Genomic DNA, 14,993 nt, shown 5'->3' with positions numbered 1-14,993 from the left:
GGGCGCGGGCGGGGCGTGCCGGCCGGGGGGGGGGGGGGGGGGCGGGGGCCCGGGGGGGGGGGGGGGGCCGCTGCGCGGAGCCTTCCCCCACCCCGCCCCTTCCCGAAACCGGGGCCTGCGGCCCCGGCCCCCGCCGGGTGCCCGGGCTCCGCCCGGCACCCGTTCCGGGTGCTCCGCACCCGGTGCGCTCAAACGCCGCGCGGGCTGAAACCGCCCAATCCAGCCCCGCCGGAAGGCACCCGCCCAGCCCCGCCGGACCGCACCCCAGCCCCGCCGGCGATTGAGGCGCGGGGTCCGGGGCGGAGCCCCAGGAAGCCGACCCGCAGGGCACCACCGGCCCCAACCCCCGCAGCCAGAGGGCCAGGGGCCGAGGGGCCAGGGCCCAGGGGGCCAAGGGGCCAGGGGTTAGCCCAGGGCCTGGGTGAGGTCCGCGAGGAGGTCGTCGGCGGCTTCGATGCCTACCGAGAGGCGAACCAGGTCGCCCGGAACCTCCAGCGCAGACCCGGCCGCCGACGCATGCGTCATCCGCCCCGGGTGCTCGATCAGGGACTCCACACCGCCGAGGGACTCACCCAGCGTGAACAGCTTCGCCCGGTTGCAGACCTCGACCGCCGCCTCCTCCCCGCCCGCGACCTGGAAGGAGATCATGCCGCCGAACGCCCGCATCTGCTTGGCCGCGATCTCGTGCCCCGGGTGCTCGGGCAGCCCCGGGTAGAGGACCTTGGTGACCTTGGGGTGGCGGGTCAGCATGTCCGCGACCCGGCCCGCGTTCTCGCTGTGCCGGTCCATCCGGACGGCGAGGGTCTTGATGCCCCGCAGCACGATCCACGAGTCGAACGGCCCGGCCACCGCCCCCATCGCGTTCTGGTGGTAGGCCAGTTCCTCGCCCAGCGCCGCGTCCGCGGTGACCAGCGCCCCGCCGACCACGTCGGAGTGCCCGCCCATGTACTTGGTCAGGGAGTGCACGACCACGTCCGCGCCCAGGGAGAGGGGCTGCTGCAGGTACGGCGAAGCGAAGGTGTTGTCGACGACCAGCTTGGCGCCCGCCGTCCGCGCGATGTCCGCGACCACCGCGATGTCGGTGATGCCCAGCAGCGGGTTGGAGGGGGTCTCGACCCACACCACCTTCGTACGGTCGGTCAGCGCGGCCCGCACCGACGCCGGGTCGGAGGTGTCCGCCACCGACCATTCCACGCCCCAGCGCGACACGACCTTCGCGAACAGCCGGAAGGTGCCGCCGTACGCGTCGTTCGGGATGACCACGTGGTCGCCGGGCGCCAGCAGGGTCCGCAGCAGGCAGTCCTCGGCCGCCAGCCCGGACGCGAAGGCCAGGCCGCGCCGGCCGCCCTCCAGCGCCGCGAGGTTCTCCTCCAGCGCGGTCCGCGTCGGGTTGGCGCTGCGGCTGTACTCGTAGCCGCCGCGCAGGCCGCCGACCCCGTCCTGCTTGTAGGTCGACACCTGGTAGATCGGGGGCACGACCGCGCCGGTCAGCGGGTCCGCCGTGTTGCCCGCATGGATGGCGCGGGTCTCGAAGCTCTGGTGGTCATGGCTCATGGGCAGAGCCTATTCGCCTCCGGGCCGGTCCGTCTGGTTCGCTTGGGCGTATGGAGATTCTCTGGTTCCTGATCGCGATCGGCCTGCTGGTGGCCGTCCTCGGCCCGTGGATACGGCGTCGCCGGGGCGGGCTGCGTCTGGTCGCGCCCGGCAGCCCCGATGCGGCCGACCCGGCGAACTACGGCTTCGTACGGCAGGAACAGCTCGACATCCGGGTCCCCGGCCCCGACCAGGACCTGATGGACGCGCTCGGCGTGGTGCAGGGCACCGGGCAGTGGCAGGCGGCGTCGCAGCTGCTGGCCGGCACCCCGAAGGAGGGCGAGCAGCGCTGGCAGCGGGTGCAGGCCTTCGCCGGGGCGGCGGCGCTGGAGCTGGCGCAGCAGCCGGGTACGGGTGCGCGGTGGCTGAAGGCCTGGCGGCTGGAGGCCGAGAAGGATGCGGGCGGCGCCCAGGTGCACGCCGAGTTCCTGGTGCAGCAGGCCTGGCGGCAGTCGGGCGGGGTCGGCTCCACGGACCACCGGATCATCCTGGAGGAGGCCCGGGACGCCTGCCGGAAGGCGGCGCTGCTGGCGCCGGGCGACCCGGTCCCGTACATCACGGAGCTGGCGGTCGCGCGCGGGCTGGCGTACCCGTCGGCGGAGTTCGACGTGCTGTGGGCGGAGGTGATGGACCGCGCCCCGGAGCATCTGGGCGCGCACCTCGCGGCCCTGCACTACTGGTGCGAGAAGTGGCACGGCTCGCAGGACCAGGCGGACGCGTTCACGCACGCGGCGGCGGCCCGCGCCCCGCAGGGGTCCCTGCTGGCGGCCCTCCCGCTGTTCGCGGTGTACGAGCACCTGCCCGAGGTCGTGCTCGTCCAGAACTTCTTCCAGAGCGCGGTGGTGAGCCGGGCCGTGGAGGGCGCCCTGTACGCGGTGCACTCGGCCCGCCAGGACGACCCGATGCTGGCGCACGTCCGCCACCTGCTGCTCTTCTTCCTGGTCAACGGCGAGCGGTGGGCGGAGGCGATGGAGCAGATCCGCCACGTGGACGGGTGTGTGGGCGCGCTCCCCTGGTCGCACAGCCCCGACCCGGCCGAGATGTACGCGGTGTTCCGTGCCCTCGCGGTGGGCGGCTACGAGGCGAACGGCGGCTCCCCGGCCACCCTCCCCAGCTGACGCGCGGCCACCGCGTGCGGCACGCGGCGTGCCGGGAGGGCGGTCGGGGAATCCCCGGCCGCCCTCCCCCGTTCTCCCCATACAAAGGAGGCCACGCATGTTCACGTATCGCCGTACGCCCGAGCTCCCCACCCGCGAGGAGGCCCTCAAGGGCCGCCCGGAGCCCCTCTTCGCCCTGCCCGAGCGCCACACGGTCCTCGGGAACCCCCTCGCCGGGCCCTACCCGGAGGGTCTGGAGATCGCGGACTTCGGCCTGGGCTGTTTCTGGGGTGCGGAGCGCAAGTTCTGGCAGACCCCGGGCGTCTGGACGACCCTGGCCGGCTACCAGGGCGGGTTCACCGAGAACCCGACGTACGAGGAGGTCTGCTCCGGCATGACCGGCCACACGGAGGTCGTCCGGGTCGTCTTCGACCCGTCGCAGGTCGACTACGGCACCCTCCTGAAGCTGTTCTGGGAGTCCCACAACCCGACCCAGGGCTTCCGCCAGGGCAACGACGTCGGCACCCAGTACCGCTCGGCCGTCTACACCCACTCCCCGTCCCAGCAGGCCGCGGCCGAAGCCTCCCGCGAGGCCTACCAGCAGGTCCTGACCTCCTCGGGCTACGGGCAGATCACCACCGCGGTCCTCCCGGCCTCGGACCGCCCGTTCTGGCCGGCGGAGGCCTACCACCAGCAGTACCTCGACAAGAACCCGGCGGGCTACTGCGGCATCGGCGGCACCGGCGTGTCCTGCCCGATCGGCGTGGCCCAGGCACCCGGGGAGTGAGCATCCTGCAGCCCGGCCCGGCGCTCGCGTCCGTGTTCGCCGGCCGGCTGCCGTCGCGCCCCTCCGGGCACTGATCAGGTCTGGACCACCCGCCTCCCCCACGGCCTCCCGGCGCCGTCATCCGCGGCTGTCTCGTTCTGGCTCCTGTGGTCACCCCTCGTGCATCATTGAGCCGGCTGCTTCTTCATCTGCGACCGAAATCCTTCTGCTTCAACACCTTTTATGGCTGCGGAGGTTCGCGATGGCGGTACGGACGCGCGTCCACCTCGTGCTCGTGCACGGCCTGTTCTCCTCGGCGAAGGTGTGGAAGGCCTTTCACGCACTCATCACCACCGACTCCGAGCTGTCCGACTGGGTCAGCGTCCACTGCTTCGAGTACGACTCCCCGCTCGTCCGGCTCCGGCCCGACCGCCGGGTCGCCGAAACCGACGACGTCGCCGACCAGCTGGGCACCTTCCTGGAGACCGAGCTCGCCGGCGCCGAGCGGATCGTACTGGTGACCCACAGCCAGGGCGGCCTGATCGTCCAGCGGTTCCTGGCCCGCAAGCTGTGGAACGGCGAGGGCAGCGAGCTGGCCCGCATCAAGCACTTCACCATGTTCGCCTGCCCCAACACCGGCTCCGGTTTCTTCCTCACCGTACGCAAGGCCCTCAAGCTCTGGCGCAACCCGCAGGAGCAGCAGCTGCGCCCCTTCGACCGGGCGGTGACCGAAGCGCAGCGCACCGTCCTGAGCGCCGTGGTGCACGCCCGCGCGTACAGCGACCAGGAGTGCCCGATACCGGTCCGCGCCTACGGGGGCTCCGCCGACGACATCGTCCCGCCGGTCGTGGCCCGCGGCGTCTTCCCCAAGGGCGGGGTGGTCACCGCCGACCACTTCTCCATCGTCCAGCCCGCCGACCGCGCGGCGGCCTCCTACATGGCCGTACGCGGAGCCCTGCTCGAAGCGGCCCGGGACGCCCCGCCCGAGGAGGAGTTCACCCCGCTGCCCCTCGGTCCCGCACCCGCGCGCCCCCTCTCCCCGGCCGAGGCCTCCGGACGGCCCTCGCTGCCGCCGCCCGCCGCCGGGGAACTGGACCTGGCGCCCTTCCCGCCCCCGCCGTACGGCCAGTTGGACGAGGGCCAGTTCAAGGGACAGGACCGGCAGAGCCTGGCCGGCTCCCTGCTGTCCGGGCGGTTCACTCAGCAGGTGCACGTCCTGGCGGGCCTCGGCGGGTCCGGCAAGAGCCGGCTGGCCCTGGAGGTCGCCGACCGAGCCCAGCGCGCCGGACACCGCGTGTGGTGGGTGTCGATGCCCGAACTCAACCTCCGCATGCGGATGATGGCCCACGACCTCGGCGCCCCCTCCATCGCGGTCGAACGGGCCTGGCTCCTCGGCAACTCCATGAACCTGGTCTGGAAACTCCTCAACGACTGCCCCGACCCCTGGCTCCTGATCTTCGACAACGCCGACGACCCCGCACGGCTGGGCCCGCGCGACGGCCTGGTCTCCGACGGCACCGGCTGGCTGCGCAAGCCGCAGAACGCGCGCGGCACGGTGCTGGTCACCAGCCGGGTGCGCCGCCAGCAGACCTGGGGCGACTGGAGCGCCGTCCACCAGGTCCTGCCGCTGCACGAGGACGACGGCGCCTCCCTGCTGCTGGAGCGGACCGGCGGCCGGGGCGGCACGAACGAGGACGCCCGCAGGCTGTCCCGCGAGCTGGGCGGGCTGCCGCTCGCGCTGCGGCACGCCGCCGACGCGATCAAGGCCGTCAACGAGAGCCACGTCTCCCTGGACAGCGACATCAGGGACTTCGAGAGCTTCCGCCGGACCTTCGCCGCGCGGGTCGAGACCTCCGCGGACCAGGCGGGCCCGGACCTCAGCGAGCTGCTCGGCCGGGAGATCGTGGAGAAGGTCTGCGGCATCGCCCTGGACCTGCTGCGCCGGCGCGAACTGGCCGGATCGGCCACCCTGCTGAAGGTCCTCGCCTGCCTGAGCATCGCCCCGATCCCCTACCGCTGCCTGCTCAGCGGCCCCGCGCTCGGCCAGTCCCCGCTGTTCCCCGGCGCCACCCCGGCCCGGACCCGCGCCGACCTCACGGGCCTGGAGGACTTCGGGCTGGTGGACGCCTACCAGCGCGAGGGCGTCGCGGAACGCGACCTGGCCCACGTACTGACCCTGCACCCCGTCGTGCACGGTGTCCTGCGCGAGGACGAGGAGGTGCGGGACCGGTCCGCGGACTACTACGGACTGGCCGTGCGGATGGTGCTCTCGGCCTCCCACCAGCGAAATCCCGACCACCCCACCAACTGGCCGCTGTGGTCCGCACTCGCCCCGCACGCGATGGAGGTCTCCCGGGCCTGCCTGCTCGGCGAACTCAAGCCGTCCGACCGCACCGTGCGGACCGCGGCCCTGGAACTGGCCCGGCTGACCGCCCGCTACCTGATCGCCGTGGGCCTGCTGACGCCCGCGTACGACTTCGTCCACGCGCTGACCGAGAACTGCGCCTCCTTCGGCTTCGACCGCGACGACCGGGAGATCCTGGGGCTGCGCCACGAGCAGGGCCGCATCCTCCTCGAAGGGGAGCAGCTGACACGGGCCGAGGAGGAGCTGAGACTCGTGGTCGAGGCCCGCACCCGCATCCTGGGGGAGAACGACGCCGACACCCTCGCCAGCAGGCACAAGCTCGCCCGGGCGATCAACGAACAGGAAGGGGACAGGGAGAAGAACGAGCAGGTCGAGCTCATGCTGCGCTCCATCGTCGAGGCGGAGGAGAACGTGCGCGGCCCCGAGTACTACGACACCCTCGTGGTCCGCCACACCCTGGCCCGGGCACTGCTCGCCCTCGACCGCTACACGGAGGCGGAGGAGGAGGCCCGGCAGATCCTGGACATCAGCCGCCGCAACCACTGGCCGCCCTCCACTCCCGAGATCCTGCGCGTACGGGAGACCCTGGCGCACGCCCTGCTGGGCCAGGCCCGCCACCGCGAGGCGGAGCAGATGATCCGGGAGGCTCTGCACGACGCGTCCCAGCCACCGGACTCCAACCTCGTGATGCGCCTGCGGTGGACCCACGTCCTCGTCCTCCTGCCCATCCTGGGGCGTACCCCCGAAGCAGTGAACAAGCTGCGGGCACTGGTGCGCGACCTCGACCGGGTGGTGGCTTCGGAGCATCCGCTGTCCGTGCAGGCCAGGGCGGCACTGGAGACGGTGGGCCGGGAGATGCCCGGCTGAAACCTCCCGCTTTCGGGGCCAGTTGCGCGGAACGCCACCGTCGGTGGCGGGCTTGCGCGTAGCCTGGCATTGCCTCACTCTGTGTGACGCATCCCACACCGAACATGCACGGAGGTCCGCCGATGAACGCTCTCCCCGCCGATGCGAACGACGGCCAGTCCCTGCAGTGGGGTGCCCCGGGGAGCGAGCTGGAGGAACTGCAGGCGGAGGTCGGCAGACGCATCGCGATGGAAGCGCTGGAGGCCGGACGCCAGGCGCTCGAGCTCGACGCCAAGACCGCGTTCCGCGCGACCAGCGGAACGCATCCGGCATAACCACACCACTGCACGGACGCACGGACGCACGAACGCACGGACGTACACACGCACTGACGCACAGCCGCTGTTCTCTGCTTTCTGTTCGGTTCTCATTTCTCGACGACCGGGGGGCGATCGCATGACATCAGCGCAATCCACGCAGGGCGCGTTGGCGGACCCGCCGCACGATCCGTTCTTCCGCGCCGCCACCGCACCGGCCTTCACCCACGACCTGCTCGCCGGCCTCGCCGCCGGGCGGTACGCGGCGGTGCGGGTGCCGGGCTTCCTGCCGCGGCAATGGTGCGAAGAAGTGCTCGGCGCCCTGAAGGAAAAGGCGTTCGACTCGTACGGCACGACCCGCATCCATCCGCCGGTGATGAGGTTCGGTGTCGGCGTCAGCGACCACATGGCGGACGGCGGGGTCGCCGACAGCTACTGGAAGGCCCTGGAGGGGCATCACGAGGCCTGGAAAGGGCTGGGCCTGCCCTTCGACCCCTTCCGCACCTGCCGGGAGGGGCTCGCCGCGCACTGGCCGCACGGGGTGGCGGTCGGCCGCCGGGGCGGCCGGGAGATGGGCGACGGGGTGGCCCGGGAGCCGAACCAGGGATTCCAGGTCCATTTCGACGACGCCCTCCGCGAGTACGCGGAGGACCTCCTCGACACCCCCCTGATCGGCCAGTTCGCCTTCAACCTGTATCTCAGCGTGCCGCCCTCGGGCGGCGAGACGGTCCTGTGGCGGCACCGCTGGCAGCCCGGGGACGAGGCGTACCGGCTGCCCAACGCCTCGTACGGGTACGACGAGGCGGTGGTGCGGGGCGCCGAGTCCATCGAGCTCGCCCCCGAGGTCGGCGAGGCCCTGCTCATCGACCCCCGCAACTTCCACGCCGTACGCCCCAGCCACGGGGACCGCAGAATCGCACTGGGATTCGCGGTGGGAATCAGCACGTCCGGGCAGCTGCTCACCTGGGCCTGAACCACCCCGCCGACCAGCGCATTCCACACGCGCCAACGGCAACTTCGCGATGACCCAGAGTTTTTGACGGCCCGCCAGACATCACGCTACGTTCGGGTGATGGACCTCTTGCGCTACGTGGCCTTCAGCACCGACCCGCTGGGCGGGAACCCGGCGGGTGTGGTGCTGGACGCCACCGGCATGGACGAGGCGACGATGGCCGCCACCGCGGCGGAAGTCGGCTATTCGGAGACGGCCTTCGTCGTCCCCCGCCAGGACGGCTCGCTCGACATCCGCTACTTCAGCCCGCAGACCGAAGTGCCCTTCTGCGGCCACGCCACCATCGCCACCGCTGTCGCCCACGCCCAGCGCCACGGGGTCGGCGACCTGCTGCTGCACACCCAGGCGGGCCCGGTCCCCGTGAGCACCTCGGCAGGCCCGGACGATGTGGTCGTCGCCACCCTGGTGAGCGTCGAGCCGCGCACGGCGGCGATCAGCGAGCCCGATCTGGCCGAACTCCTGGCCGCGCTGCGCTGGTCCGCCGCCGACCTCGACCCCGCCCTGCCGCCCCGGGCCGCCTACGCAGGAGCCTGGCATCCGGTGATCGCGGCCGCGAGCCGCGAACGGCTCGCCGAGCTCGACTACGACATGCGGGCGCTGGGCGAGCTGATGGCGCGCCGGGACTGGGCCACGGTCGCCCTGGTCCGGCGCGAGTCGGAGACCGTCTTCCACGCCCGCAACCCGTTCCCGCCCGGCGGCGTGGTCGAGGACCCGGCGACCGGCGCGGCCGCCGCCGCCCTCGGCGGCTACCTGCGGAGCCTCCGCCTCATCGACACGCCTGCCGTACTGACCATCCACCAGGGCGTGGACATGGGGCGCCCGAGCCTCATCACGGTGGGCGTTCCGGCGGATCCGGCGGCCGGCATCGAGGTCACCGGCACGGCGGTCCCGATCGCCTGACCGGCCCGCCCCTAAGGAGCGTCGTCCTCGCGCGGCCCGGAAACCTCCGACCCGGAAACCGCGGGCCCGAAAACCTCCGACTCGACCTCGGGCCCGGACACCTCCACCAGGACCTCGATCTCCACGGGCGCGTTCAGCGGCAGGATGCTCACCCCGATCGCACTGCGCGCATGCCGGCCAGACTCGCCGAACAGGTCCACGAACAGCTCGCTCGCCCCGTCCACCACGCCGGCCTGCCAGGTGAACCCGGGCGCGGAGGACACGTACCCGACCACCTTCACCACCCGCACCACGGATTCCAGCCCGGCCACCGAGTCCACGGCCGCCAGCGCGGCCAGCGCGCACTGCCTGCTCAGCTCCCTGGCCCGCTCGGGCGTCACCTCCGCGCCCACCCGGCCGGTCTGCACCAACTCGCCGTCCGACATGGGAATCTGACCGGCCACGAAGACGAACTTCCCGCTGCACACGGCGGGTACGTACACCCCCTTGGGCGGGCTCACCTCCGGCAGCTTCAGTCCGAGCACGGCAAGCCTCTTGCGGGCATCAACGCTCATGGCACCCCCTGGTGACCTCGACCACGCGCCATCGTCCCACCGCCCCCGGCCCACCGTGACGGTCTCCGCCCTTGCGCTGACGACGGGGGCACCGGTCTGCTAAGGCCGCCGGGGCCCGCCTGCACCCGCCCCCTAGCCTGGGGCCATGACCAGCGACTTCCACGCCACCCTGCACGCGCTGCGGGTATGGGCCACCCCGCTCCCCGAGTTCGATGCCGAGGCTGCGCCGGCCGAGCCGCCGACCCTGTTCCGGGAGTGGTTCGTACAGGCCGCCCGGGCCGGGCAGGTGGAGCCGCACACCATGGCCCTGGCCACGGTGGACGCCGAGGGGCGTCCCGACGTACGCATCCTCATGCTGCACGACGTCGATGACCGCGGCTGGCACTTCGCCTCGCACGCCACCAGCGCCAAAGGGCGCCAGCTGGCGGGCCGGCCGGAGGCGGCGCTGTGCTTCTACTGGCCGGCGGTGGGCCGGCAGGTGCGGATCCGGGGCCGGGTCGGCGCGTGCGGCCCGGAGGAGAGCCGGGCGGACCTGGCGGTGCGCTCGCGCGGGGCACTGGCGGCGGCACTGACCGGACGGCAGAGCGAGGTGCTGGGCTCGGCGGAGGAGCTGGCGCTGGCCTCGGCGGCAGCCTGGGAGCGGGCCGCGGCCGAGCCGGACGCGGCGGCGCCGACCTGGACGCGGTACGTCCTCGACGCCGCCGAGGTCGAGTTCTTCCAGGGCGACGCCGCCCGCCGCCACACGCGCCTGCGCTACCGGCGGGCCGCCGACGGGTCATGGTCGCGCCAACTGCTCTGGCCCTAGGGCGACTTTCTGGAGGTCCTGGCGGGAAACCCGACACGCGGGGGGCCACTTCCATTGGAGGAGAGAAGGGCTGATCAGACCGGCTGTGAGGGGCTGGGTTCCTCGCCTGCGAAGGACGCGCAGGGAGTCCTGCTCGCCCAGGGCCAGCAGGCGCTCCGGTCAGATCGTCGAGGCGTCGATGACGAACCGGTAGCGGACGTCGCTGGCCTCCACCCGCGCGTACGCCTCGTTGATCTGGTCGGCGCCGATCAGCTCGATCTCCGAACCCAGGCCGTGCTCGGCGCAGAAGTCCAGCATCTCCTGGGTCTCGGCGATGCCGCCGATCATCGAGCCGGCCAGCGTCTTGTTGCCGCCGATGACCGAGAACAGGTTCAGCGAGACCGGCTCCTCCGGGGCACCGACGTTCACCAGGGTGCCGCCCACCTTGAGCAGGCCGAGGTAGGCGCCCAGGTCGAGGGGGGCCGAGACGGTGGAGACGACCAGGTCGAAGCGGCCGGCGAGCTCGGTGAAGGTCGACTCGTCGCTGGTCGCGTAGTAGTGGGTGGCTCCGAGCGCCAGGCCGTCGTCCTTCTTCCGCAGGGACTGGGAGAGGACGGTGACCTCCGCGCCGAGCGCCGCCGCGATCTTGACGCCCATGTGGCCGAGGCCGCCGAGGCCGACGATCGCGACCTTCTTGCCGGGACCGGCCTGCCAGTGCTTGAGCGGGGAGTACAGGGTGATGCCGGCGCACAGCAGCGGGGCGGCGACGTCGAGGGAGAGGCCGTCGGGGATGCGGACGGTGTAGTTCTCGTCCACGACGATGTGGCTGGAGTAGCCGCCGTAGGTCGGGTCGCCGTTCTCGTCGAGGGCGTTGTAGGTGCCGGTCGCCTCGAGGCAGTGCTGCTCCTGGCCCTGCAGGCAAGCCTCGCACTCGCGGCAGGAGTCGACGAAGCAGCCGACGCCGACCCGGTCGCCGACGGCGAACCGGGTGACGTCCGCGCCGACCTCGGTGACCACGCCGGCGATCTCGTGGCCGGGGACCATGGGGTAGATGCCCTCGCGCCAGCCGTCGCGGACCTGGTGGATGTCGGAGTGGCAGATCCCGGCGTACTTGATGTCGATGAGGACGTCGTGCGGGCCGACGGCACGCCGCGGGACGGTCGTCCGCTCCAGGGGGGCCTTGGGCTCGGGGGCGGCGAAGGCGGCGACCTGGGTGGCAGTGGCCTGGGACATTGCGATGCTCCTCGGATCTGGTCCGCCGGATCTGGTCCGCCGGGTCGGTGACGGAAGCAACGATGCCGCGGGCCGGCCGGGCCACCCAGCCCCCTGCTCAGCCTAGGACTGGCGAACCTACCCCCAGCAGGGTCAGGCACCCGGCAATATTTCCGGCCCGGCCCGCACACCACCCGGTGATACTGGCGGAATGGACCAGCTTGATCAGCGAGCCGAACTGAGCGAGTTCCTGCGCTCCCGCCGCGCCCGGCTCCAGCCCGCGGACGTCGGCCTGCCCAAGTACGGGCGGCACCGGCGGGTGCCCGGCCTGCGCCGCGAGGAGCTGGCACAGCTCGCCGGGGTGTCGGTGGCGTACTACACGCGGCTGGAGCAGGGGCACGGGCAGAACGTGTCCGCGGAGGTGCTGGACGCCATCGCCCGGGCGCTGCGCCTGGACGAGGTGGAGCGGGCGCATCTGACTCACCTGGCGCGGCCGACGGCGCGCAAGCGGCGGCAGAGCTACCGGCCCGAGCAGGTGCGGCCCGAGCTGCTCACGCTGCTGGACGCGATGGAGGGCGTACCGGCGTACATCGTGGGGCGCCGGCAGGACGTGATCGGCTGGAACCGGCTGGCGCGGGCGGTGTTCGGGGACTTCGCGGCCCTGCCGGCGGCGGAGCGGAACCTGGTCCGGCTGGTGTTCCTGGACGGGGCCACGGCGGCGCTGTACCGGGACTGGGACTGCCGGGCCTGCGAGGTGGTCAGCAATCTGCGGCTGTACGCGGGCCTGCATCCGGACGATCCGCAGCTGTCCTCGCTGGTGGGCGAGCTGTCGGTGAAGAACGAGGAGTTCCGGCGGCTGTGGGCGGCCCATACGGTGGCGGACAAGGCGCACGGGGTGAAGCGGCTGCGGCATCCGCTGGTGGGGTCGATGTCGCTGTCGTTCGAGACGTTCCGGCTGATGGACAACCCGGAGCAGGCGCTGGTGACCTTCCACGCGGAGCCGGGCTCGGCGTCGGCGGACGCGCTGCGGCTGCTGGCGTCCTGGGGCGTACCGGATCCGGCCGGGACCGGATCCGGGGCCGAGGCTGGGGCCGGATCCGGGGCCGGGGTCGAGTCCGGGGCCGGGGTCGAGTCCGGGGCCGGTACCGCTCCGGCTTGATCCGGTGGCGAACGCGTACGGCGGGGAGTCCGCCATGGGACTCCCCGCCGTACGGGGTCGTTCAGTGGGTGCGCGGCTCACCGCGCGCCGACCGTGCGCCGTGCCTCAGACGGCGGAACCGGCCTTCCAGGCGGACCAGTTCATGTTCCAGCCGTTCAGGCCGTTGTCCGGGGTGATGGTCTTGTCCGGGGAGTTGACCACGGTGACGACGTCGCCGATGAGCGACTGGTCGAAGAACCAGGCGGCCGGCTGGTTCGGGTCGCCCGCACCCTTGGCGTCGTTCAGGCCCACGCAGCCGTGGCTGGTGTTGACGCTGCCGAAGATGGAGTCGTCGCCCCAGTAGTTGCCGTGGATGAAGGTGCCGGAGGTCGACAGCCGCATGGCGTGCGGGACGTCCTTGATGTCGTACTCGCCCTTGCCGTCGTCGTCCGTGAAGCCGACGGTGGCGCCGTTCATCCGGGTCTCCCTGAACTTCTCGGAGATCACCATCTGGCCGTTGTAGGTCGGGGTGGCCGGGGAGCCCGCGGAGATCGGGATGGTCTTGAGGACCTGGCCGTCCCGCTTGACCGTCATCTTCTTCGTCTTCGCGTCGACCAGCGAGACCTGGCTGCGGCCGATCTGGAAGGTCGCGGTGCGGTCCTGGACGCCGACCACGCCGGGGGCGCCCTCGACGCCGTCCAGCTTCATCTTCAGCGTGACGGTGGAGTTCGCCTGCCAGTACTGCTCGGGGCGGAAGTCGAGGCGCTGGGCGTTGAACCAGTGGCCGACGACCTCCTGGCCGCTGCTGGAGGACACGGTGATCGCCGACTGGACGGCCTTCTTGTCCTTGATCGGCTTGTTGAACCTGATCGAGACCGGCATGCCGACGCCGACCTTCTGGCCGTCCTCGGGGGTGAACGAGCCGACGAAGCTGTTCTCCGGGGAGACGGTGGTGAAGGAGGCGTTCTCGTGGGCCTCGCGGCCTTCGGCGTCCTTGGCGGTGGCCGAGAGTGCGTACTTGGTGGAGCGCTTGAGGGCGGCCTGGGGCTTCCAGCTCTTGCCGTCGGCGGAGATCTTGCCGGCGACCGCGGTGCCCTCGGAGGACTTCATCTCCACCTTGGTGAGGGTGCCGTCGCTGACCGTCACGGTGGTGTCGGAGTTCAGGCCGACATTGGTGGCGCCGTCCTTGGGCGTGATGGCTATTCGGGCCTTGGACGTGTCCTTGGCGGCCGCCGCGTCGACGTCCGCCTGGGACTTGCCGGTCGCCTCGCCGTTGCCCTTGGGGGTGCCGCTTTCGTCCCCGTCACTGCACGCCGAGAGCATCAGTACACCACCGAGCAGGACGGATATGGCCGCCAGGCCCTTTCTCCGCCCCTTGCTGTACGTCCTCACACGCCACTCCATCGTTGCCGGAATCCCGGGGATCGAGGCTCGAGCCCGGGAAGGGCCAGGGCAGGGGGGTGCACCCCCTGCCTTGGTCAGACAACGCGTGCACGTGTCGGCTCGGTTCCACAATCCGTTCGGATGTGGGCCACCCCACTGTCAGGCGTTGTCGTCCTCTTCGTCGAAGACCCCATCTTCCTCGTCGATGTCCCACTCCATGGACTCGGGGTCGTATTCCACCGGCTCGGTGCTCCAGGAGGCCTGGGCGAGCTCCACTCCGGGGACCTCCGCGATCAGGTCGGTGGGGTCGACGAGGTAGGCGAGGGCCTCCGCCTCGTCCTCGCGGACGGCGGCCTCGGCGTGGCTGCGCTCCTCGTCCGGCATGAACTCGTCGGCCTTGATGTGGTCCAGTGCCGCTCCGGTGAGTGCATCCGGATCCGGTACTTCCAGTACCAAATCGACCCGAAGTCGTACGTATCGCGCAGTGTCAGATGTCTCCATACGACGGAGAGTAAGCCTGGGAGGCACCCGGACTTCCCCACGACCCGCCCCTTTCATTAGCATCGGCGCACACGGCCAATTCGCTGCTGCCACAAGGGGGATCGAACCGTGTCCGCACGTCGACCGCTGCTCACCGCTCTCGGGGCGACCACCCTCCTCGGCGCCCTCTGGTTCGTCCCCTCCGCCAATGCCACCGCGCCGGAGCGCTCCGGCACGCCCGCGACCGCCACCCCGCCCGCCGCCGCACCGGCGAGCGCGAACGCCTCGCGGACCCCGGTGACCGGGACCACCGGGCGCACCGGGTCGGATTCCGCTTCCGCGCCGCGGCCGCAGCTCGTGCTGGCCGACACCGGCGGGACGGACACCACCCCGTACCTCTTCGGCGGCATCGCCTGCCTCGGCGTGGGGGCCGGCTTCGTGGTCTTCTCGGCCCACCGGTCGCGGGCCGTCTAGCGCCCCGCGCCCCCTGGCGACATGCCGGAGGGCCGCCCCGAACCACACGGGACGGCCCTTCTGCTTCCTCGG

Annotated in this window: 14 protein-coding genes; 9 read left to right on the top strand and 5 right to left on the bottom strand. The window is 72.1% G+C overall.

The features are described from left to right. Positions 1-405: 405 nt before the first annotated feature. Positions 406-1,554, bottom strand: coding sequence for a cystathionine gamma-synthase (locus AB0447_RS33735; protein ID WP_366480729.1), 1,149 nt, complete (start codon positions 1,552-1,554; stop codon positions 406-408). Positions 1,555-1,604: 50 nt separating this feature from the next. Here AB0447_RS33735 and AB0447_RS33730 point away from each other — a divergent pair, with 50 nt between their 5' ends. The 6 genes from AB0447_RS33730 to AB0447_RS33705 all read left to right on the top strand — a co-directional run bounded on the left by AB0447_RS33730 (position 1,605) and on the right by AB0447_RS33705 (position 8,896). Beyond that, on the top strand, positions 1,605-2,711 hold the full coding sequence (locus tag AB0447_RS33730) for a hypothetical protein (protein WP_366480728.1): 1,107 nt from the start codon (positions 1,605-1,607) through the stop codon (positions 2,709-2,711). 97 nt (positions 2,712-2,808) lie between these two features. Then, on the top strand, positions 2,809-3,477 hold the full coding sequence (gene msrA, locus AB0447_RS33725) for a peptide-methionine (S)-S-oxide reductase MsrA (protein ID WP_366480727.1): 669 nt from the start codon (positions 2,809-2,811) through the stop codon (positions 3,475-3,477). A gap of 241 nt (positions 3,478-3,718) precedes the next feature. Continuing rightward, positions 3,719-6,688 (top strand): alpha/beta fold hydrolase, encoded by a 2,970-nt coding sequence (locus AB0447_RS33720; protein WP_366480726.1) that lies wholly within the window; start codon positions 3,719-3,721, stop codon positions 6,686-6,688. A gap of 122 nt (positions 6,689-6,810) precedes the next feature. Then, entirely contained in the window at positions 6,811-7,002 is a 192-nt protein-coding gene (locus AB0447_RS33715; RefSeq protein WP_366480725.1) for a hypothetical protein, read from the top strand. A gap of 121 nt (positions 7,003-7,123) precedes the next feature. Continuing rightward, positions 7,124-7,957, top strand: a complete 834-nt coding sequence (locus tag AB0447_RS33710) for a proline hydroxylase (protein WP_366480724.1) — start codon at positions 7,124-7,126, stop codon at positions 7,955-7,957. Between the two features lie 99 nt (positions 7,958-8,056). After that, complete coding sequence (locus AB0447_RS33705; protein WP_366480723.1) at positions 8,057-8,896, top strand: PhzF family phenazine biosynthesis isomerase; 840 nt, start codon at positions 8,057-8,059, stop codon at positions 8,894-8,896. Between the two features lie 11 nt (positions 8,897-8,907). Here the strand turns inward: AB0447_RS33705 and AB0447_RS33700 are convergent, their stop codons facing one another. Next, a complete protein-coding gene (locus AB0447_RS33700; protein WP_366480721.1) occupies positions 8,908-9,450 on the bottom strand; it encodes a RidA family protein in 543 nt (180 codons plus the stop codon). 145 nt (positions 9,451-9,595) lie between these two features. Here AB0447_RS33700 and AB0447_RS33695 point away from each other — a divergent pair, with 145 nt between their 5' ends. Further along, complete coding sequence (locus AB0447_RS33695) at positions 9,596-10,255, top strand: pyridoxal 5'-phosphate synthase (RefSeq protein WP_366480720.1); 660 nt, start codon at positions 9,596-9,598, stop codon at positions 10,253-10,255. 159 nt (positions 10,256-10,414) lie between these two features. On the opposite strand, the gene AB0447_RS33690 is transcribed toward AB0447_RS33695, so the two are convergent. Next, the gene (locus AB0447_RS33690) at positions 10,415-11,467 is read right to left on the bottom strand and encodes an NAD(P)-dependent alcohol dehydrogenase (protein ID WP_366480719.1); all 1,053 of its coding nucleotides are present in this window, start codon (positions 11,465-11,467) and stop codon (positions 10,415-10,417) included. Between the two features lie 190 nt (positions 11,468-11,657). Between AB0447_RS33690 and AB0447_RS33685 the strand changes: the two genes are divergently transcribed. Further along, a complete protein-coding gene (locus AB0447_RS33685; protein WP_366480718.1) occupies positions 11,658-12,605 on the top strand; it encodes a helix-turn-helix transcriptional regulator in 948 nt (315 codons plus the stop codon). A 105-nt stretch (positions 12,606-12,710) separates the two neighbouring features. Here AB0447_RS33685 and AB0447_RS33680 read toward each other — a convergent pair whose 3' ends face one another. Further along, a complete protein-coding gene (locus tag AB0447_RS33680; protein WP_366480717.1) occupies positions 12,711-13,988 on the bottom strand; it encodes an Ig-like domain-containing protein in 1,278 nt (425 codons plus the stop codon). Between the two features lie 138 nt (positions 13,989-14,126). Beyond that, complete coding sequence (locus AB0447_RS33675; protein WP_366480716.1) at positions 14,127-14,468, bottom strand: hypothetical protein; 342 nt, start codon at positions 14,466-14,468, stop codon at positions 14,127-14,129. Positions 14,469-14,576: 108 nt separating this feature from the next. On the opposite strand from AB0447_RS33675, the gene AB0447_RS33670 reads away from it, so the two are divergent. Beyond that, the gene (locus tag AB0447_RS33670; protein WP_366480715.1) at positions 14,577-14,921 is read left to right on the top strand and encodes an LPXTG cell wall anchor domain-containing protein; all 345 of its coding nucleotides are present in this window, start codon (positions 14,577-14,579) and stop codon (positions 14,919-14,921) included. The last annotated feature ends 72 nt before the right edge of the window (positions 14,922-14,993 follow it).

This window comes from Streptomyces sp. NPDC051211 (genome assembly GCF_040689505.1).
Classification (GTDB): Bacteria; Actinomycetota; Actinomycetes; order Streptomycetales; family Streptomycetaceae; genus Streptomyces.
This window is presented reverse-complemented; position numbering and strand designations above follow the sequence as displayed.

What these genes read in the sequence shown, in the direction of transcription:
- AB0447_RS33735 (WP_366480729.1), bottom strand. Translation starts at nt 1,554, where the DNA reads ATGAGCCATGACCACCAGAGCTTCGAGACCCGCGCCATCCATGCGGGC.
- AB0447_RS33730 (WP_366480728.1), top strand. Translation starts at nt 1,605, where the DNA reads ATGGAGATTCTCTGGTTCCTGATCGCGATCGGCCTGCTGGTGGCCGTC.
- msrA (WP_366480727.1), top strand. Translation starts at nt 2,809, where the DNA reads ATGTTCACGTATCGCCGTACGCCCGAGCTCCCCACCCGCGAGGAGGCC.
- AB0447_RS33720 (WP_366480726.1), top strand. Translation starts at nt 3,719, where the DNA reads ATGGCGGTACGGACGCGCGTCCACCTCGTGCTCGTGCACGGCCTGTTC.
- AB0447_RS33715 (WP_366480725.1), top strand. Translation starts at nt 6,811, where the DNA reads ATGAACGCTCTCCCCGCCGATGCGAACGACGGCCAGTCCCTGCAGTGG.
- AB0447_RS33710 (WP_366480724.1), top strand. Translation starts at nt 7,124, where the DNA reads ATGACATCAGCGCAATCCACGCAGGGCGCGTTGGCGGACCCGCCGCAC.
- AB0447_RS33705 (WP_366480723.1), top strand. Translation starts at nt 8,057, where the DNA reads ATGGACCTCTTGCGCTACGTGGCCTTCAGCACCGACCCGCTGGGCGGG.
- AB0447_RS33700 (WP_366480721.1), bottom strand. Translation starts at nt 9,450, where the DNA reads ATGAGCGTTGATGCCCGCAAGAGGCTTGCCGTGCTCGGACTGAAGCTG.
- AB0447_RS33695 (WP_366480720.1), top strand. Translation starts at nt 9,596, where the DNA reads ATGACCAGCGACTTCCACGCCACCCTGCACGCGCTGCGGGTATGGGCC.
- AB0447_RS33690 (WP_366480719.1), bottom strand. Translation starts at nt 11,467, where the DNA reads ATGTCCCAGGCCACTGCCACCCAGGTCGCCGCCTTCGCCGCCCCCGAG.
- AB0447_RS33685 (WP_366480718.1), top strand. Translation starts at nt 11,658, where the DNA reads ATGGACCAGCTTGATCAGCGAGCCGAACTGAGCGAGTTCCTGCGCTCC.
- AB0447_RS33680 (WP_366480717.1), bottom strand. Translation starts at nt 13,988, where the DNA reads ATGGAGTGGCGTGTGAGGACGTACAGCAAGGGGCGGAGAAAGGGCCTG.
- AB0447_RS33675 (WP_366480716.1), bottom strand. Translation starts at nt 14,468, where the DNA reads ATGGAGACATCTGACACTGCGCGATACGTACGACTTCGGGTCGATTTG.